Below are 20416 nucleotides of genomic sequence, written 5' to 3' on the forward strand. Positions count from 1 at the left end.
TGCCACCGCCAATGTTCCGCAAACAGCTACAAGAAGTAAGATCTTTTTCATTTTCCAGTTCGTATAAGATTTTGTCACTACAAAAATATAAAATTAAGTTCTTTGAATGAGCGTTTTAGCCTGACTAATAACGAACTCATTCAAAGAACTTTATATACGGGGTCAGATTTTTGTTTCCGCCAGCTCCTCCTCGGGCTCGACCGCTTTGGTATCCTTCTGCGGCTGACGGTCCTGCGGAGCACGGTCCTGAGGGCCGAATGGTTCTTCCTTGAAACCTAACACCCTCAACATCGAGTCGCTGTTCTGTTCCTCCGCAAAAACGCGGGTCGTTAAACGGCCTTCCTCGTCGCGATCGATCAGCACATGCTTCGGTGCAGGGATCAGGCAGTGTTGAATACCGCCATAACCACCGAGTGACTCCTGGTACGCACCGGTGTGGAAGAAGCCAATATATTGCGGCTCGTTGTCTTCGAAAATCGGCATGTACAAATCTGCGCTGTGCATTTCGCTGTTATAGAAATCCTGCGAGTCGCACGTTAATCCGCCGAGATTGACCTTTTGATAAGGATTATCCCAGTTATTGATCGGCAGCATAATGTACTTCTGGTTCATACCCCACGAATCGGGAAGCTGGGTAATGAACGAACCATTGATCATGTACCAGAGCTCTTTATCGTTTTGGAGCTTTTTGTCGATGATTTCATAAATCACCGCGCCGCTCTCTCCCACCGTATAGCTTCCAAACTCTGTGAAAATGTGCGGAACAGGAACGTTGTTCTTGTTGCAGATCCACTGGATGTTTTCGATGATCTCGTCGATCATCTGCTGGTAATCGTAGTTGGATTGCAGCGAAGTCTGAATCGGAAGGCCCCCACCAATGTCGATCGAATCGAGGTCAGGGCAGATCTTCTTCATTTCGCAGTATTTGAACATGAAGCGGGTCAATTCGCTCCAATAATAGGCACTGTCCTTGATACCGGTATTAATGAAGAAGTGCAGCATTTTGAGCTTGAAACGAGGGTTCGGCTCGATTTTCTCCTTATAAAGCTGCTGCACGTCGTTATAGCGGATACCCAGACGTGACGTATAGAACGCAAAATTCGGTTCCTCGTCCGTCGCGATGCGCATGCCGAAATGCACCGAATCTGCCGTTACCTGTTGCTCGTACGATTCGATTTCTTTAAGGTTATCCAGAATCGGCACCACATTGAAACCTTCGTTGATCAACTCGCTCAGGTATTGCGTGTAGCGCGGCAGCTTGTAGCCATTCGCCAGAATGTACGTGCTCTTATTGACTTTGCCGCGGCGGTAAAGCTCCCGGATAATGGGAATATCGAAAGCGGAAGACGTCTCGATATGGATGTTGTGCTTCAGGGCCTCTTCCAGCACAAAGCTGAAATGCGACGATTTCGTGCAGTAGCAATAGGTATAAGTGCCTTTGTAGTTGTGTCTTTTGAAGGCATTACGGAAGAACATGTTGGCATTCTCTATATGTTCTCCGATCTTAGGCAGGTAATTGATCTTTAACGGCGTACCATGTTCCTTGATGATATCCATCAGAGGTACATTGTTGAACAGCAATTCATTGTTATCAACGTTGAACTCCATGGTCGGAAACTCGAACGTCTGCTGAATCAGGTCAATGTAGCTTTTCATTGATTTGTTTGTCGCGATGGCAATTAGTGAATTGGGGTTAAAAAATAGGAACGAAAATGACCCGAAAATTGGTCAGAATATGTGTCATTTCCAAACACGGATCACTGGCAAATCATTCCCATTCGAAAGCAATTTATCTCTCTATTTGCCAAGTTCATACCTGAAAATCCCCGCTTAATAATTATTTAATTGACCAACCGGCCCCGTGCTACCTATTTTCAGGCCGGAAATTCGGAAATCGCACCAACTGCTTCCGGTTCCGCGCTCATTCACAGCGCCTTGTGTTGGACTATTTATTCTAAATATAATCCTATTCAAAATTTATACATTTCTCAACAGCTAAAAACCATCCTATGATTTCTCTCAAAAAGGCCGCGCTCTGCAAACGGCCCAAATGCCACCAAAACCGCTAATAACCAGCGTTTAAAGGTTATTTTTCGCCACACTTGTGTCTTCTTTGCCAATTATTGACTACTAATTCACAGAAAACTTTAAACATTCTCAGAGTTTTCTTAGTTTTTGTCATTCGAAAATTTCAAATTTGTCGCTGTGAAAGAGCGAATTATCAAATCGGCATTGAACCTTTTCTGGCGTTATGGCATCCGTAGCGTCACGATGGACGACATTGCCCGCGACCTGGGGATTTCGAAGCGTACCATTTATCAGCATTACTCCGACAAGGAGGCCATTCTCGCCCTTGTGATACAGGAAGAGATCCGGACCCAGAAATGCGAAATGGAGAAACTGGAAGAGCTCGCCGAGAACCCCATTGAGGAAGCGATGTACGCCACAGTGCAAATGCAGGAAACGCTTGCCGACATGAATCCCACGCTGCTGTATGATCTGAAAAAGTATTATCCCAATGCCTGGGAGCTGTTTCAGAACTACAAACACGAGTTCATTATCAAAAACATGCGGGAAAACCTCCTCAGAGGAATCGAAATGGGTCTATACCGGCCTGACATCGACGTGGATGTACTCTCGCTCCTGCGTGTGGAGCAGATCGTGCTTGCTTTCGACCCGACCGTTTACCCCGCCAAGAAATTCAATATCATGCACGTGCAAACCCAGTTTCTCGGGCACTTTTTGAGGGGGATACTTTCGGAAAAAGGCTTTGAATACTACAACACCATAAAAGATAAACCAGCAACTGAACTCAATATCCATGAAAAATGCCAGAACAATACGTAGCACTTTGATGCTGCTCGCGGCACTGATCAATTTTGTACCACTTCATGCACAAACCGGCTATTCATTAAAAGAGGCCGTTGATTACGCGATCAAGCACAATCTGAATGTCAAGAATGCACAGCTCGACGCCGTTTCGGCCGAGGCGCGCATTGGTGAAATCCGTGCGGCGGGCTTGCCACAGGTTACTGGGGCCGTTTCGTTGACCAACAACATTATCATTCCAAGGTTCTTTTTGCCTGCCAAGACTTTCGACCCATCGGCACCGGACGACGCACCACCAAGCGCTGTGAAGTTTGGTATCCCGTGGCAAGGTTCTGCGTCTGCTAACCTGAATCAGCTGATATTCAACGGCTCCTATTTCATCGGGTTGAAAGCGGCAGCAACTTACCGCGAACTGGCCCAAAAGAGTACCACTTCATCGAAAGTAACTGTTGCCGAAGCGGTAACGAAGGCCTACTACTCGGCTCAGGTGGCGGAAGAACGCGCCAAGCTGCTCGACCTGAACATCGCCCGCGTAGACTCGTCCATGCGCGAGACGAAGGCCATGAACGCCAGCGGCTTTGTGGAGCTGCTCGATGTAAACCGTCTAGAAGTGCAAATCAACAACCTGCAAACCGAGCGCCAGAAGGTACAGAACCTGATCGAGCTGAGCTATGCATTGCTGCGTTTCCAGATGGGCATGCCGGCGAACGAGCCCATTAAGCTGACGGACGATATCAATGCGGTAAACGTAGCCGAGCTCCGGTCGGAGTCGGAGAGCCTGGACGTGAGCTATGAGAAGAGAATTGAATACTCCTTATTGAATACCCAGGAGAAATTGGCCATGCTCGACTTGCGCAATGTGCGCGCCGGCTATCTGCCCAGCTTATCGGCATCGCTGGGTTACGGATACAATGCTGGTATGGATAAATTTTCCCAGCTATTCAATAATCCATGGTTCAACAACATGGTACTGGCTGTGAACCTGAACATTCCGATCTTCGATGGTTTCACCAAAAAGTACCAGATCGCGCAGAAGAAAATCGCGATCGACAAGGTGAAGAACAACCAGAACTTGCTGAAACAGTCGATCGATCTGGAAAACAACCAGGCGAGCATTAATATCAGAAATGCATTTGCTACGCTGGAAACCCAGAAACGGAACCTGACGCTCGCCGAAGAGATCGTACGCGTCTCGAAAATCAAATACAAAGAAGGCGTAGGCTCAAACATAGAGGTGATTAATGCCGAATCTTCTTTGAAGGAAGCGCAGACGAACTACTTCACCGCATTGTACGACCTGATGATTGCCAAAGTGGATCACAGCAAGGCCAGAGGCGAGCTTTATTCCGAATAATACCATTAACACTTAACAAAATTGAAACAGCTACTTACCAATACCATGAAAACCAATATTCTGATTATAACCGCTGTTGCCACCATCATGGCCTCCTGCTCTGCTAAGAAAGAAGGTTTGGAGGGCAAAAAAGAAGAGCTTGCCGCGCTGAAAGCGGGACAAGTCGAGAGCGCCAAGAAAATCAAGGAGCTTGAAATCGAAATCGCGAAACTGGATCCCAAGAAAACGACGGAAGCCAAAATAAAGCCCGTATCGATCGACACGCTGAATGCCGAGACATTCAAGCATTATGTAGAGCTGCAAGGCACTGTCGACGCAAAAAACAACGTGCTGGTTACACCTAAAACAGGCGGTGTGATCGTGGCCATGTATGTCAAGGAAGGCGACGCGGTAAAAGCCGGAAGCGTGATCGGGAAGATCGATAACAGCATTCTGACCGAATCTATTGAAGAATTGAAAACTTCGCTCAGCCTCGCCAATACGCTTTATGAAAAGCAAAAGAACCTGTGGGACCAGAAGATCGGCACCGAACTGCAATACCTGCAGGCGAAAAACAACAAGGAATCGCTGGAAAAGAAACTGGTTACGCTGAATACCCAGCTTTCGCAGACGAATATCGTATCGCCAATGGCAGGCGTGGTGGACCTCGTGAATGTGAAAGTAGGTGAAATGGCTTCCCCGGGCGTAGGCGTAGTTCGCGTAGTGAACCTGGCCAACCTCAAAGTTTTGGCCAAAGTATCGGACGTTTATGCTGCCAGCGTGAAAAAAGGCGATGAAGTGATCGTCAAATTCCCTGACCTGAAAAAGGAATTCAAAGCGAGAATTTCATTCGTGAGCACCGCGGTTGATCCGCTCTCCAGAACATTCACCATTGAGGCCAATCTGCCTTCCGACCGTGCTATCAAACCTAATATGATGGCGCAGGTGCAGATCAACGATGCCACCAGCAAGAATGCACTGGCAATCGACCAGAACTATGTCCAAAGCACGGAGAAAGGGAATGTGGTGTACGTAGCCGTTACCGAAGGCAACAAAAAGGTAGCCAAAGCAAAAGAAGTGAAGACCGGCCTGAGCTACAATGGCAAAGTCGAGATCCTTTCCGGATTGTCAGCAGGCGATGCGTTGATCACGCTGGGCTACCAGGAAGTGTCCGACGGCCAGCCGATCAGCTACTAATATGAAGAGTGACGACCACAAAAGGTCAGCAATAGTCAGTGAGTCAGGTATTGTCCGTCATTCGGTCATCCACTCATTCAATCATTCAGTCATTCACTCATTCACTCATTCAACATTATGAAATTCAGCGAATATAAAACCTTAAGCTTCACCAACTGGTGCGTAGAGAACAGGACGACGATCTACATCTTTACGTTCATCATCACGCTGGCGGGGTTCATGGTCTACAATAACCTGCCGAAGGAGCAGTTCCCGGACATTAAGATCCCACAGATTTACATCAATACGGTGTATTTTGGGACGGCGCCGGCCGATATCGAAAACACGATCAACAAACCGATCGAAAAGCAGCTCAAATCCCTCAATGGGGTCAAGAAGATTAAATCCAATGCATTGCAGGACGTTTCGGTTATCCTGGTGGAATTTACGCCGGACGTGGCCGTGGAAGTGGCCCTGCAAAGGGTGCGGGATGCGGTCGATAAAGCCAAAACCGACTTACCCCAGAACCTCGACTCCGGCCCGACAGCCCAGGACGTGAACTTCTCGGAGTTCCCGATCATGAACGTCAACATTGCAGGTAACTATTCTTTGAAACAACTGAAAGAATACGCCGAAGACCTGCAAGACGGAATCGAGGCATTGCCTGAAATCACCCGGGTGGATATCCTCGGCGCATTGAACCGCGAAATCCAGATCAATGTAAATCTGGACCGTATGAAATCGACAGGTTTGACATTTTACGATGTTCAGACCGCCGTCCAGGGTGAGAACATCAACGTTTCGGGTGGAGAACTGAACGTACAGGGCGTGCGCCGCACATTGCGTGTGAAAGGCGAATACACGAACGTGGACGACATGGCGAATATCCGCATACGCACGTCCACAGGCGCTACTGTCCGCCTCGGCGACATTGCCCAGGTAGTAGACAGCTTTGAAGAACAGCAGGATTTCGCACGTCTGGCCAACAAATCGGTAATTACCCTGAACGTCATCAAACGTTCGGGAGAGAACCTCGTCGACGCGGCCGACAAGATTGAAAATGTAATAGCGGATTACAAGGAAAACCGTTTCCCTGCCGGTCTGGATATTAAAATTACAGCCGACCAGTCGATCCAGACCCGTGCTGATTTGCATGACCTGATCAATACCGTAGTACTCGGCTTTATTTTCGTGGTACTCGTACTGATGTTCTTCATGGGCGTGCGCGACGCGATATTCGTCGGGCTTTCGGTACCATTGTCGGCATTAGTGGCATTTGTATTAATGCCTATTATTGGTCCGATGGTAGGCACCGAATTTACCCTGAATACCATCGTACTCTTCGCATTCCTGCTGGGTATCGGTCTGGTAGTGGATGATGCGATTGTGGTAATCGAGAACACGCACCGCCTGTTCAATATGCATAAAGACTGGACGATCCAGCAGGCGGTGAAAGCAGCCGCCGGCGAGGTGTTCATTCCAGTGCTTTCCGGTACGCTCACAACCATCGCACCATTCTTCCCGCTGCTTTTCTGGTCGGGGATAGTCGGCGAATTCATGAAGTTCATGCCGCTGACGCTCATTATTACACTCGGTGCCTCGCTTTTTGTGGCTTATGTGATGAACCCGGTGTTTGCGGTGTCGTTCATGGGCCGTCATGACGACGAAAAAGAAGCGCACGATACCAGTTTCAAGGCGATCCGCCGGCCGGTCATTATACTTGCAGTAGCAGCAGCACTAGGCTATCTGGCCGATCGTGGTGTGGGTAATTTCTTTGTATTTATATTGATACTCTGGATTTTTAACCACTACATTCTTACACCACGCATTCTGGTCCCATTCCAGGATAACCTGCTGCCTGCGTTGAAAAACGGTTATCGTAAACTCATCGACTGGCTGCTCAGGGGATGGCGCCCGGTGGTTGCGATTATAGGCGTGTTCTTCCTGCTGATTGCTACATTTATCATTACCGGCATCGCGCAGCCCAAAGTATTGTTCTTCCCGAGCGGAGATCCCGATTACGTGTATGTCTACAACAAATTACCGATCGGAACGGACGCCCGTGTGACTGACTCCGTGACCAAAATCATTGAAAAGCGTGTTTTTGATGTTTTGGAGAAGGAAAAGGCCATGGATATGGTCAACTCCGTGATAGCCAACGTCGGTAAAAACGCGGGTGACCCGTACAACCCCGACCGTTCTGCCACGCCTCACAAATCGAAAGTGACCGTAGCATTCGTGTATGGTACCGAACGCGGCGGCAGGTCTTCCGAAGCGATCCTTCGCAAAATCCGCGATGCCGTAGCCGGTATTCCAGGCGCCGAAATCTCCGTGGAACGTGAAGCCGTCGGTCCGCCTACCGGTAAACCTATTTCGATCGAAATTTCCGGCGATGAATTTGAAGTACTTCAAAAACTGGAAAAAGACGTACTCAAAAAAGTACAGGATTCGGGTATCGAAGGTATTGATCAGCTCCGCTCCGACCTCGTTACCAACAAGCCCGAAATCGTGATCGACATCGACCGTGAAAAGGCACAGCGTGAAGGGATCAGTTCGCAGCAGATCGCATTGGCTGTCCGCACCGCATTGTTTGGTTTGGAAGTATCCAAATTCCGCGACGACAAGGACGAGTACCCGATCATGGTAAGACTTGAAAAAGACGATCGCGAGCAGATTGAGAAACTGCTAAGCCTCAACGTGGTTTACCGCGATATGAACATGGGTGGCGCATTGAGACAAGTGCCTATTACGTCCGTGGCGAATATCCACTACTCCACCACTTTCAGTCAGATCAACAGACAGGACCAGCGCCGTATTGTTACGTTGGGTTCGGATGTATTGCCGGGCTACAACGCCAACGAGATCGTAGGGCAGATCCAGACGCTGATTGCGGACATGGAAGTTCCTAACGGGTATATCATTAAAATGGGTGGTGAACAGGAAGAACAGGCCGAATCCATGTCGTTCCTCGGAACGGCATTTGGTGCGGCGATTATGCTGATTTACCTCATCCTGGCCACGCAATTCAACTCAGTCATCAAGCCGTTCATTATTTTCTTCACGATCGTACTTTCGCTGATCGGCGTACTGCTTGGTTTTGTGATCTTCCAGAAAGATTTCTCGATCATTATGTCCGGCGTAGGTATCATCGCATTGGCTGGTATTGTGGTGAAAAACGGTATTCTACTCATCGAGTTCATCGAAGAGCTCCGCGGGCGTGGGTACCCGATGCGCGAGGCCATTATTGAAGGTGGGGCGATTCGTCTGACCCCGGTACTACTCACCGCTTCTGCGGCCGTACTCGGTCTGGTACCGCTTGCCTTGGGTATCACCGTCGACTTTGTCGGCCTATTCCGCGACCTCCAACCCCACCTGATCGTCGGAGGCCCTAGTTCGGTGTTCTGGAATATCCTTGCCTGGACGATCATTTTCGGTCTGACATTCTCAACCTTGCTGACGCTCATCATGGTACCTTGTATGTACTACGTCAACGAGCGCGTCCGCGACAAATGGTTCCGTAAAGGCAAAGTCGATGTCGTGAACCCTAACTGGCAGAACGAGTCGATCTAGACTGACGGCACATTTATTGTTCATTTCGGGCTGATTCAATTTTTTTCAACCTGAAATGAACAATAATCCAAAACATTCTTAGATTTGCAACCCCAAAGAACAGCCGTAAGGCATTCTTGAAAAGTTCGGGATGTAGCGCAGCCCGGTAGCGCACTAGCATGGGGTGCTAGGGGTCGCAAGTTCGAATCTTGTCATCCCGACATTGGAAATCAGCCACTTACGACCAAGAGTTGTGAGTGGCTTTTTCATTAGGTCGAACATTTTTTTGGTCTTTACGATTCATTTTTGCCTACTTTGGCCAACTCACCTTGCAATCCCAGTCTTGCGCGGAACGTTGGGAACAGGCAATGCTGGGAGATTCAAACTTTATCTAATTGCTAAAGGACTCTAAGCCTTAGCTCGGTAAGAAGCAAAGGCAACATAAAAAAGAAGGCATTAGCTGTCAATCCGAAAGGATAACGACTTCTCTATAAAATAAGAAGAGTGCCAAATAATCAGCACTCTTCTTAATATTTAATATTACTCTATGGTGAACATTTTGCGCGAATAAAGCTCAAAAAGCATTCATCAATTTCAATAGAAGTTCGACATGTTTTTTGTTGAACATTTATTTTTTTATAATCTTATGGGTTAACACTTTTTCCTTTGTTGTTACCCTAAGGATGTAAATACCCGACGTTGCCTTCCTCAAATCAACATCCAGCTCGCTTTTTTGCTTAAAATCCTGGTTGAAAATTAAGGTACCGTCCGTTGACGTGACTTGTACATCACCTGTCCCCAAAGTGCCTAGCTTTACTTTAAACACTCCAGACCCAGGGTTGGGATATACTGCACTTTTAGGAAGCTGATACTCGGCGACTGTTTTGGTAAGGGGAGGGTTATTAAATGTCACAACCTCTCTTTCGTTGGTGCCTTTGCGCAACTGATAGTCGTTAGAGCATCCCTCAATATAGGCTCTAAATGAGCTACTATCAACGGCGGCAAATCCGTCAGACAATAGTACTTCGTCACCAGCATGATAAATAGCCTCCCCTTTCGGGTTAATTAAGTTGCTTGCCGTAAGCGTGCCGGATGCTTGTTGATGGTCCACGGAAGTAGCGTTTACAGGAGCAGAAATAGCACGGTCGGCTACACATTCCTGAAGACCCGTAACAATCAATGAAAATTTTTGGCTACCGCCAATTAGTGTTCCTTTATGATTGACGGTAAGTTTATACACCTGCCCTGGCACAGGATTCGCTATCTCAATCCGCTCCAAATTATCCCTTCGGTTGTCGGCCCTCAGCGCAGGACCAGTGACATTTGCAGTGTCAAGCTTCCAGGGAAAGAAAGTGGTCAAGTTATCAGTAAGCCTAGAATCCAGGTCGTTAACCAATTGTACCCTTCTATCATTATCGCTGACAGGAGTGCCTTTAAGGTCTGTCCAGGAAATCGTTGCAACCAATGGTTCACTACCGGAAGCGACTAACTCCTTCATATAATTTCCGCCATTCTGCAAAGATTCTTCCAAAATCAGCGATTCACGCCCATTGTTGGTGATAGCACTGGCAGCCCTCTCCATATTAAGCAATCCCCAGCCAAAATCAACGTCGGGACCAGGATTAGGACCTGCCTCAAAAGTGGTATGGAGCATGATCCCCTTTACAGTCGCTGCCAGCATAAAATGCCCATTAAGATTCTTGTAATGCTGTTGAAGGAGAAGCACACCCCCCGTCACTGTTGGTGCAGCGAACGACGTTCCCGCTGTCGTCTTGTACTCGTTCAGGCTAATCGTCGGATTAGCCTCTGGTACTCTTACTCTGACGCCTACTGCCGCAATGTCTGGTTTGATACGCCAGTCATCGGCTGGTCCGCGACTTGACACTGCCCTAGTGACCAGCCCAGGGCCAGAATAATTGACGTATTCCTCTACACCAGCAACGGCAATGCTATTTTTTCCAACTGCATGGGTATTTAACCTGTCCGTCGCAGTTGCGTTGTTGTTGTTGCCGCCCGCCCAAATTGATAGATAGTAAGGCGCCATGTGCATAATATCGTCAAATGCTTCAGCTCTTTCATCGTAGAAACTGGAAGGGTTTACGACTGGACCAACGGTCTTCGAACCATAAGAATGGTTAGACACCAATAACCCATTCATGGCCGCTGCGCTTGCTTTCGATGCATCATTCGAAAGCAAATAGCCATCAACATTTGCTTTATAAGCAATTCCAATAGCCTGCCCCCAGTTGAATCCACTCCCATCCACATAGTCTGAATTAAAAGCACCGGAACCTATGATCTGCCCTGCAACAGCGGTAGAATGGTAGTCATCCTCGTCGCTAGGATTGTAACTATAAAATATCCCATCCTTTACGGTTGCTCTATTTTCTAATGCCATATGAGCGGTGTTGATTCCGCTCCAGTCAAATACTGCTGCAGTCATATTTTCGCCATGCAGGTCTAGTCCCAGGCTACCACCGGAGTACAGAGAATTAGAACGGACCGTAAGGTTTCCCTGAGAATCCAGTGCCTCCACATATACAGGCTTGTTATCCCGTGTGATTCCCGTTAATATTAGTGGTTTTGAGTTCTCACCCAACTTTCTCCGCTGCCACCCGAAATTCTTTACAAACTGGTTAAGCCGGATTTGGAGTTGCTGATACTTGAGATCCTCGGCTCGCGCGAGGTTCAGCAAGCCTTTCACGTCGGTTCTTTTTTGTATCCAGGAAATCTCCTCAGCGGTCTGCGCAGTAGCTGGCCTGGAGAAAATACAGCCTACCAAAAGAGTTGAAAATAAAATCGCTCTCATATTGCTCGATTGGTTGAGTAATTATCTATTTGTGTTTATACGCTCCAAACTATCAACTCTTTCACCCAATCTCTTCATCTCTATTTGCTGACGTTCGATGATTTTGTTTTGATTAATTAGATATAATGTGAGCTCTTCTATTTTTTCTTGCTGGATTCGGGCAATATCGCCTAAATCTAAACCTTGTTCTTCAACTGTTTTGGCTGACGGGACATTTGGCAAGTGCCCTTTTTCTAGAATGAATGCCTCAACCTCTGGTAGGTTTTTCAAGACATAATCACCCTTAAAAACGTAGTCTGCCCAGCCGGTCCGTACCCGGACTTGTTCAGCCAAGATTCCACCTTTCACATATAATTTATAGTTGCTGATATTTGCACTTCCAATTGAATCTGGAAAATTGGCGGTACCAATTGATGTTTTTCCGTTGAGGGTTAGTTTGGTCGTTGCAAAATCTCCATAAATAAGCGGTGTTGTAGTATTTGAATTGGCAATGTATAGTTTATTACTACCAAGCTCCTGTCCACCAGCGTAGTACCCAAGAAAAACGTTTCCTGACCCGGCAACATTAGTAAAACCGGCCCTATTGCCCAACATGGTATTATAGTTTCCAGCGGTATTCGGTGAACCTGCGTGTGCACCAATCAATACATTACGTGTACCGGTAGTGTTGGCATAGCCTGTATAGTATCCCAAGTATGTATTGTTCTCCCCAGTTGTTGTTGAGTATCCTGAAAGGTTCCCAAAGAAACTATTCGTTCCTCCGGTAGTTGTGGAATAACCGGTGCGAGAGCCAAAGAAACTATTCCCTGTCGAACTGGTGCTGGAATAGCCTGACTGATGCCCAAAATAGTTGTTACTAATACCTGTCGAATTCAAATAGCCCGATTCAGCACCATAAAATGAATTTCTATCCCCTGTGGTCGTATGTCCGGCATTGTAACCAACGTATGTCCCATTGGCTCCACCTGTTCCCGCGCCTGACCCATCGTAGGTAACAGTTCCGGAAAAACTCTGCATCCTTGCAGAACGAGCAGAATCGGGGTTGATTACCTTGGTCTGCCCATACATGACATTTGCTGACAGAAATAAAAACGAGGGCAGTACAAGCTTACGCATTATTTTTTTCATTATTGGAAATTGGTTAATTATTTCCCCTACTCTGTTGAAGGTTTTTCGGGATTCACCTTTAAACAATTAAGAATCTGATGAAATATTGGAAGCTTTTGTTGATATAGCTCATCTCTTCCTCCTAAATCAATCTCATTCAACTAAGGAGCTTTCAATTTTCATAACACTAGTAACCGATGAAAGGTACTTCACTTTTTTCATAAAGCAAGCATTAATATTAATATCGCACTAATAACACTATTTTATAATGATTAACTGTCGTTTTACAAAAAATATAATTTCATAAAAATTTTTCTATAAGTAGGCGTGTATCACTCATTTTCTTTTAAGTGATTTTTCTTTAAAGAAGTGCTACATACTGATTACATGATCAGAATCAAGAAATATATTGTAGAACCTTGCGGAACACAATTCAAGTAACAAGAACATATATTATCGGTTAGTCATTCTATTTGTTCTATACAAAGGTTCACATCTATAGTGACAGAGCCTTGCCAGGTTGTCATTTGTTAGAAGGGAGCTGGAAAAAGTCCAAACTTTTACTTTTTCACTTGCACGTGGTGAAAGAGGATATAAACCAGAAAGTGGGCTGGTTATTCGGATGGTAAATTTTATATTAAAGGTGAAAATTTGTTCTTCAACCCCAAGCATCTTTTTTAAGACAGGATTTCAGCTATGCATTCCAGATTCTTTCCAATACCTGGTACTCCGATCTTGTTTTCAAGTAGGTGGTGGATACAGCCTCCAGAACTTTTGACTGATCGTGCAAACCGCTCTGAGATTTCTTAACCCCTCCCTCAGAAGCACCCGCCAATAAACTAGCCCTGTTTACTGAGAAGTAAAAGCAAATCCCGTACGAATGATTTCAGTCCATGTAGCAATTTGTACTAATAATTCACAGAACTCCTTACAATTCCTTCCCCTGCCCGCATCGACATTTGTAGAAGCTGTTTTGGCTATCACTTAACATCGCTTTTATGAAAAAACATTACATCCTGGCGGGCTTCCTGGAGCTCGCCGCTGCGCCCGGTTTTGCACAAGTAAAAATCGGCGCCGCAGGTGCCCCCGACGCCAGCGCTACGCTGGAAGTAACCGGCGGCGCCGGCAATAACAAAGGTTTGCTCCTGCCCGCCTCACTACCGCGCAACGCAACGCCATCACCAACCCCGCCAAAGGACTTCTCATCTTCAACACAACGACCAACGAAATTCAGACGAACACAGGAACTCCTGCTACACCGGTTTGGTCTACAACCCCTGCTGCGGGTTGGAACATCTCGGGTAATGCAGGTACCAACCCCGCAACGAATTTCATCGGAACTACCGACAACCAGCCGCTGGTTGTCCGCGCGAACAATGCGGAGGCGGCGCGTGTATTGGCAAACGGCCGCGTCGGCATCGGTGTAGTTGCGCCCGAGACAAAGCTGCATGTAGTAGAACCCGATGAAGTTGCCCTCCGGGTGAGTTCCGCCAATACCAAAAAGATAAGCTTTCAGCTTGGAAACAAGCTGGCATGGCATTTCCCGCAGACAGTAGTGGTAACCTGGGCGTTGGCATTGCCGGACCAAAAACAAAAATGCAGCTAAACGGAGGTATTCTGCGCAACCGGGATAAAAACATCGCCCACGCGAATGGAACGTACATCGTGTGGAGCACCGTGCGCGACAACATTGGAGAAACGGAGTTCATCAATTATAAGGGTACCGGTACAGGCGGGTTCCGCTTCTATAATGTCAGTCCCCAGGGCTCAACTGGCACCGCAAGTTTCCCCGATAACGACATCGCCTTCATCAATACTGACGGAACTTACAACAACGTATCCGACAAACGCGTCAAAACGAATGTTAACATCATCGAAAACGGCCTCGCGAAAGTAATGGCCATGCGCCCGGTGTCCTATGATTTCCACCTCGGAAGAACGCTCAGAAACGGCGTGGTGAAATTTACCGAGAATGACAAAACGGTGAACCGAATCGGCTTCCTCGCACAGGAATTGGAGAAAGTTGGGCCGGAAGCTGTGCTCGTGCCGAAAGATCCAGCCAACGAGCTTTACAATGTAGCGTACTCCACCTTGATTCCCGTACTCACCAAAGCCATTCAGGAACAACCGGCAGAAATCGAAAAACTTAAAGCGCAACTGGTGGCTTATGAGCACGGCTACCTGAGCTTTCAGAACAACGGCTACTAGACCAGTACGGGAAGCCTCGACCTGTTCGGCGCCTCGGGAGCGCTGACAATCAGCGGCTCGGCCGCACCCGGTTTCCACAATCTGCAATTCCAAAATGGAAATACCGTGGCGCTTACCAACGCATCGCATTTTGAGGTACAAAGAAGCAGCGACGCCAAAAATTTTGAGCCCATCGGAAATGTCGGCGCAAAGGGTGAAAGCAAGGTCCTTATCAATTATACATTTTCAGACAAGGCACCGCTACCCAACACCAACTACTACCGGTTGAAGCAGGTCGATCTGGATGGCACGTATTCTTTTTCAAAGACGATTTCCATACTGTCCGACGCCGGGATCACGATCAGTGTTTATCCTAATCCGGCGACCGAGGTATTGAATGTCGAATCCGGCACACCGGTAAAATCATTGGAAGTATTCAGGGCCAACGGCTCGAAGGTGCAAGGGATCGTGCAGGCTTCAGGAACGAATTTTCAGAAGATCGACCTTCATAACCAGCCTCCCGGAATCTACGTGCTGATGGTCAATGGCCAAAGTTTCAGGGTACTGAAAAATTAGTTTTACAAAGATTAAAAACACAATTTATCCAGCGACATTTGGGACTTATTTGATGTAAGCCTCGAATGTCGCTGATTTTATGTGCAATGATGGCATTCGCAGCCAGGCAGCCTTCTTTTTCAGACCAAACACTTGTGAACAAAATCATCACTCCGATTCCACAAACCAAACAACATTTCGAAATACTCGACGGATTGAGGGGCGTCGCCGCATTGGCCGTTGTCCTATTTCATTTTATGGAATGGATCTATACCAATCCCGAAAAAAACTTTATCGGGCATGGTTTCCTGGCTGTTGATTTCTTCTTTTGCCTTTCAGGATTTGTAATCGCTTACGCCTACGACGATCGCATGGCAACAATGGGCCTTCGCAAATTTTTCATTGCCCGGATCATCAGGCTGCATCCGCTGGTTATCGCAGGATCGGTGCTAGGCTTATTAGCATTCCTGTTCGACCCGTTTGGCGGCCATCCTGACTCGTATAGCACAGGCAAAATCGCCCTCGCATTCCTTTGCTCCCTATTTCTTGTTCCACTCCCGGTAATTGCCGATCGCGCATTTAACCTGTTCAGTTTCAATGCACCGGCATGGTCATTATTCTGGGAATATATTGCCAATATCGCTTACGCATTCGTGCTTCATCGGATTGCCCGCAGTTACCTGCTCCTGCTGACCATACTTTCCGCGGTCACGCTTTGCTTTGTCGCTTACCGTTCGGGCAATTTACTGGGCGGGTGGAGTGGGCCTACCTTTTGGGACGGAGCCGCCCGCGTCTCGTATTCCTTTTTGGCAGGATTGCTTATTCAACGTTCCAACTGGATCATCCGAAACAAGCTTGGATTTATCGGCCTGAGCATATTACTGTTGCTGGCCTTCGTAATGCCGTTTTCCAAATGGAACTGGGTATCCGAACCTTTGGTGGTACTGTTTTACTTTCCCTTGCTGATAGCCTTGAGCGCGGGGACTACCTTTCCTCGCTTGAAAGAGGTTTGCGCATTTTCGGGGAAGATTTCCTACCCGTTGTACATGACGCATTATGCTGCGCTATGGATGTTCGGTAATTACTATACGACTCATAAACCCGACAACACGCAATTAACGCTCATTATTGTGAGTGGAATAATCCTATTGATCGGGGCGGCGTATCTGGTGATGGTGGTTTTTGACACGCCTGCGAGGAAGTATTTAAACGGTAAAAGATAGTTGCTCACCTGATGAAATTAATGAGTCATACTGCTCACCAACCGCCTCGAATGTCTGCACGGCATATTTCATTCTCTTGTCATAATCACTTTACCCGTTTTTATGTCAGTTATGCCCCCCTCGCTTCCCAAAAGAATTACTTTATAATAATACAGGCCAGCAGCAATATCCGGCCGGGCCCAGTACCACTCTATAACCGAAGATAAATCAGAAACCTCCACGGGATTGTCTTCAATTATATTTCCCCACTGATTATAAATAACATATCGGACCGATTTCAATTGCGACAGGCCAGCCGCCTTCAACTCAAATCGTAAGTACGAAGTGGCGGGATTCGGGCTAACGACCAGGCTGTGCTGCATTTCTTCTGCCGTGGCAATTTCAAAATACATACGATATGGCTGGGTTACTTCATTGCCTGACAAGTCCCTCGCATCGACCATCATTTCATATTTTCCCGGCCCCAACGTAGTTAAATAGTCGAATACCAACTCTCTGCTTCCCATTGCCTGCATTTTGATAGTATTGCCGGCATAAGTGATTCTTTCAAAATCACAGTCGTCATTCTTGCAGGGCTTTATAAAAATATCGACGAGCGTCGTGTCGGGAGAAAGCACTCGGTCGTCGTTAAGCGAAATGCGAAAAGATGGATTGGACGACATTAATTCGGCTTGTTTGAGGAAGCGCCCGTTGGTTTTTATCGTCAGAATTGGAGGAATATTGTCCTTTGACGATTTGTTGGAGAACATATTTTTGTCCTTCACCAAATTCCAGTCCACATGCAATTCCGCAACATTATTGTCGCGGGTAAGTTCTTTCAAAGTCTGTCCCGGGTCGATTTGCGCCTTGACCGATTTCAGATCTTTTTTATTCGGAAATGATATTTTCAGAATTTGCTGAGATGCAAAGGCATTTACATTGACCTTCCTGACATTCGCCCCCGTGACACCCGAGCAGACAACTTCCAGCGGTATGACCTGCCCTTTCGCAAATCTGCCGAAATTCGCCAATTCAATAGTCAGTCTCAGCGAATCCGATTGTCCTATCGTCTTATTCACCGAATCGGAAAACAATGTAATGCCGTCCTCTGTTCCGATGGAATAGTCGGGTTCAGCGGCAGTAAGTAGCCGCAATGCAGGATCGCCTTGCAGCAACGATTGGTGCACATAGGCGATATTGTACTGATCTTTGTATTTGGACAAAATGTCGTTGGCCACCGCCAGCTGAATTTTGCCAATCGGCAGGTTCGCCGTAGCCGGATTCTCAAACATGTGATGATAGAGTGAATTGAGATATGTAATCCCCGGGCTCACGAAGCTCTCATACGAACTGGCAATAACCGCAATGGCGCCGCGATCTGGTGCTACGAGCCAGTCGAGCGAAAGCGTAATCCGGTCGGCCGCCTTGGGATTGGCTGGTGCCGGGTTGAACCGGTTACAGAATACATTCCCCACCCCACAACCATTGAAATACATCACCGGGTATTTGTTCAAATTGTGGTACCCTCTGTCTGCATCCCTGACATGGCCGATATTAGGATCCGTGATAATCGTTGAGCCATGCCCGAAAAATGTGATCATTCCCACGCCCTCATTTAGGTCTGCTGCAATGTCCACGGGTTCCACTTCCTCGGTCGGCTGATGTTTCGCGTAGGACTTCACTGTTCCACCAAAAAAACCTTTTTGCACCGCCGGTTCCAAGGCATGCAGATAATCGCGCAGCTGAATGATTTCGCTCGTCGTTTTGCCTCCGCTCAAATGAAGTACCTTCTTGCGCCAGCCCGACTCCTCGGGCGCAGCCGCCTCGTAAGCCTTCACTTTTTGAAGGTAATCGGTGATATTCTGGTTGGTCACAGCCGAAAGCCTCCCAACCGGTATCACTGGCGCATTGACCGCCCCTCCCGCTATTCCCTCCACGAGTAGCGCATCTGAACCGGGAAAGCCTATGGTAGGGACTTCGTCCGGTATTTCCCTCACCATGCGCTCATTTTGGGTAATTGATTTGCCGATCAGGAACAGGTATTTGTCCTTGCTCCCTCCCGAAAGCATATAGGACATGAATCTCTTAATCGCGACAGGGCTTGGCTCGCCGTAGTTAAACTGGTTATAAATATCCTGTATTTCAAAAATCGCAGGTTTGAAACTTCCTCCCGTGGATGACGCACGGTAATCGGCGTAGCTCTTTGCGCCCGAAAGGAGCGCTTTTGTTGTAATGATGATGAAATTAGCCGGTTTAGGGTCGTGAATTGTCATCTGCACTTCACGTATATTCTGTGGGCTAACCTCGGTCATTTCGGTCGTAGCGAGGACCATCTGTTTTTTCCCGGTCAGGCGGGGCAGCACGAGATTATCTCCCGACCTTTTCAGTATGACGGGATTATCCGAATCGGAAATATCGATGAATCTAAACTGGTAGGGAACGTCCTTCGCGGGTATTTGGCTCCATTTGTCCGCGCCAGGATCGAATCTAAACTCCTTCGTCGGCTGGCTACCGATCTTAATGACCTGAGGAAAATCGAGGGTGTAATAGGTGAGCGAAAACCAGTTCCGGGGTTCGCTCGCGACGGATCGGATTACCAGCATGCCTTTTTGATTGGCATCCATATCTTCCGCTTTTATTTCCAACGTACATTCAGCCGGGCCGAAACCGGAATTATTCAATGTCTTCGCCAACCGCAGCGCATTCTTGTTCTTTCCGATGAACAGCTCAAACTTCCGGTCATTCTTGCTCCGTCCATGTAGCATCAGCCTGATCACGGGAAGTTGCATATTCCGGACCAAATCATTCAGTTTAAAATCAACCACTATTTCTTTGCCCTCTTCTCCCTTGCACACGGTGCCTGTCCTGCTCGCACCCAGTTCGAAATAACTGTTGAAGAAACCCGGGTTAATCGCATATTTGGTTCCCAGCGAATATTCTTGCTGAAAAACCGTGGTGCTTACTTCCCGATGTAGCGTCAGTACAGGCACCGATGCATCGCCAGGCCGGACAGCCACGTCCGCCCTCTTGCCCAACCTATCGCCCACAGTCAAAAAATACGCGCTTTCGTCCGAATACATACTGAAATACGGATTCACCCGCGAGCTCATGGGGCGGTAGAGCAGCGAGTCGCTTGCGCCATCGTTCGGAACGGCGTAGAAAATGATTTCCTGGTTTGCCGTACTAATAATGGAGACCTCTTTGCCCCGGTGCCACACCTGAAATTTCTCAGGGGAGCCGGTGGGAAAATCCTTAGGCAAGGAGGAAAACGCGACCCGGTGCAAACCTTTTTTAAGGATTCCGATTCTGACGTAAGGCTTATTGTAATCGATCCAGCTATTGGCATATGGGGCCGTCCACTGGGCTTGTAGTTGATAACCGACCAGCAACGCCACAATAAGTAGCGCGTGCGTTTTGAAGTACCGCATATCTTCAGGAATATCTGATGAACCCTCAATAAAGCATGGCTTGAAGATTCTATCTGCTTCGGTCCAGCAAGCGTGGCGTATGGATTAGCGACTGGATTTCTGCGTCGCCCGGCATATGTCGTAGTTTTGTTGAAATATTTCTACCAGCAGATTCGGCGGAGGTATTTTGCGCCATGCCCTTTGAAAACGCATCATTTCTGGCACAGGATTTGATTTCCACCTTCCTGCATAAATCAATTCA

12 protein-coding genes and 1 tRNA gene are annotated in these 20416 nt (G+C 47.5%); 8 read left to right on the plus strand and 5 right to left on the minus strand.

Going from position 1 to position 20416, the window contains the following annotated elements:
• Nucleotides 1-162: 162 nt before the first annotated feature.
• Nucleotides 163-1656: an arginine decarboxylase gene (locus tag J7619_RS16510; protein WP_291200655.1), complete on the minus strand. Its 1494-nt coding sequence runs from the start codon at nucleotides 1654-1656 to the stop codon at nucleotides 163-165.
• A gap of 549 nt (nucleotides 1657-2205) precedes the next feature.
• Between J7619_RS16510 and J7619_RS16515 the strand changes: the two genes are divergently transcribed.
• The 5 genes from J7619_RS16515 (at nucleotide 2206) to J7619_RS16535 (ending at nucleotide 9108) form a co-directional block, all read left to right on the plus strand.
• Nucleotides 2206-2847 carry a TetR/AcrR family transcriptional regulator gene (locus J7619_RS16515; RefSeq protein ID WP_291200658.1) on the plus strand — a complete coding sequence of 214 codons (642 nt, stop codon included), beginning with the start codon at nucleotides 2206-2208 and terminating at the stop codon, nucleotides 2845-2847.
• Nucleotides 2822-4183 (plus strand): TolC family protein, encoded by a 1362-nt coding sequence (locus J7619_RS16520; protein ID WP_291200661.1) that lies wholly within the window; start codon nucleotides 2822-2824, stop codon nucleotides 4181-4183. The genes J7619_RS16515 and J7619_RS16520 overlap by 26 nt, the downstream gene beginning before the upstream one ends.
• 45 nt (nucleotides 4184-4228) lie before the next feature.
• Complete coding sequence (locus tag J7619_RS16525; protein WP_291201612.1) at nucleotides 4229-5359, plus strand: efflux RND transporter periplasmic adaptor subunit; 1131 nt, start codon at nucleotides 4229-4231, stop codon at nucleotides 5357-5359.
• Nucleotides 5360-5476: 117 nt separating this feature from the next.
• Nucleotides 5477-8908 carry an efflux RND transporter permease subunit gene (locus J7619_RS16530; RefSeq protein WP_291200664.1) on the plus strand — a complete coding sequence of 1144 codons (3432 nt, stop codon included), beginning with the start codon at nucleotides 5477-5479 and terminating at the stop codon, nucleotides 8906-8908.
• A 126-nt stretch (nucleotides 8909-9034) separates the two neighbouring features.
• Nucleotides 9035-9108: transfer RNA gene (locus J7619_RS16535), tRNA-Pro, on the plus strand.
• A 407-nt stretch (nucleotides 9109-9515) separates the two neighbouring features.
• Here the strand turns inward: J7619_RS16535 and J7619_RS16540 are convergent.
• The 3 genes from J7619_RS16540 to J7619_RS16550 all read right to left on the minus strand — a co-directional run bounded on the left by J7619_RS16540 (nucleotide 9516) and on the right by J7619_RS16550 (nucleotide 14297).
• The gene (locus J7619_RS16540; RefSeq protein ID WP_291200667.1) at nucleotides 9516-11696 is read right to left on the minus strand and encodes a S8 family peptidase; all 2181 of its coding nucleotides are present in this window, start codon (nucleotides 11694-11696) and stop codon (nucleotides 9516-9518) included.
• Between the two features lie 21 nt (nucleotides 11697-11717).
• On the minus strand, nucleotides 11718-12824 hold the full coding sequence (locus J7619_RS16545) for a hypothetical protein (RefSeq protein WP_291200670.1): 1107 nt from the start codon (nucleotides 12822-12824) through the stop codon (nucleotides 11718-11720).
• Between the two features lie 1209 nt (nucleotides 12825-14033).
• Nucleotides 14034-14297, minus strand: a complete 264-nt coding sequence (locus J7619_RS16550; protein WP_291200673.1) for a hypothetical protein — start codon at nucleotides 14295-14297, stop codon at nucleotides 14034-14036.
• Nucleotides 14298-14336: 39 nt separating this feature from the next.
• Here J7619_RS16550 and J7619_RS16555 point away from each other — a divergent pair, with 39 nt between their 5' ends.
• From J7619_RS16555 to J7619_RS16565, 3 genes are all read left to right on the plus strand, one after another.
• Nucleotides 14337-15011, plus strand: a complete 675-nt coding sequence (locus J7619_RS16555; RefSeq protein ID WP_291200676.1) for a tail fiber domain-containing protein — start codon at nucleotides 14337-14339, stop codon at nucleotides 15009-15011.
• A 105-nt stretch (nucleotides 15012-15116) separates the two neighbouring features.
• On the plus strand, nucleotides 15117-15566 hold the full coding sequence (locus J7619_RS16560) for a T9SS type A sorting domain-containing protein (protein WP_291200679.1): 450 nt from the start codon (nucleotides 15117-15119) through the stop codon (nucleotides 15564-15566).
• A 134-nt stretch (nucleotides 15567-15700) separates the two neighbouring features.
• Entirely contained in the window at nucleotides 15701-16768 is a 1068-nt protein-coding gene (locus J7619_RS16565; RefSeq protein WP_291200682.1) for an acyltransferase, read from the plus strand.
• 68 nt (nucleotides 16769-16836) lie between these two features.
• Here J7619_RS16565 and J7619_RS16570 read toward each other — a convergent pair whose 3' ends face one another.
• On the minus strand, nucleotides 16837-20175 hold the full coding sequence (locus J7619_RS16570) for a C25 family cysteine peptidase (protein ID WP_291200685.1): 3339 nt from the start codon (nucleotides 20173-20175) through the stop codon (nucleotides 16837-16839).
• Nucleotides 20176-20416: the final 241 nt, after the last annotated feature.

The sequence above is a fragment of the Dyadobacter sp. genome, from assembly GCF_017744695.1.
Classification (GTDB): domain Bacteria; phylum Bacteroidota; class Bacteroidia; order Cytophagales; family Spirosomataceae; genus Dyadobacter.

Bases quoted from the DNA above. Each gene is read 5' to 3' on its own strand.
- J7619_RS16510 (WP_291200655.1), bottom strand. From the start codon at position 1,656: ATGAAAAGCTACATTGACCTGATTCAGCAGACGTTCGAGTTTCCGACC.
- J7619_RS16520 (WP_291200661.1), top strand. From the start codon at position 2,822: ATGAAAAATGCCAGAACAATACGTAGCACTTTGATGCTGCTCGCGGCA.
- J7619_RS16525 (WP_291201612.1), top strand. From the start codon at position 4,229: ATGAAAACCAATATTCTGATTATAACCGCTGTTGCCACCATCATGGCC.
- J7619_RS16530 (WP_291200664.1), top strand. From the start codon at position 5,477: ATGAAATTCAGCGAATATAAAACCTTAAGCTTCACCAACTGGTGCGTA.
- J7619_RS16540 (WP_291200667.1), bottom strand. From the start codon at position 11,696: ATGAGAGCGATTTTATTTTCAACTCTTTTGGTAGGCTGTATTTTCTCC.
- J7619_RS16545 (WP_291200670.1), bottom strand. From the start codon at position 12,824: ATGAAAAAAATAATGCGTAAGCTTGTACTGCCCTCGTTTTTATTTCTG.
- J7619_RS16555 (WP_291200676.1), top strand. From the start codon at position 14,337: ATGGCATTTCCCGCAGACAGTAGTGGTAACCTGGGCGTTGGCATTGCC.
- J7619_RS16570 (WP_291200685.1), bottom strand. From the start codon at position 20,175: ATGCGGTACTTCAAAACGCACGCGCTACTTATTGTGGCGTTGCTGGTC.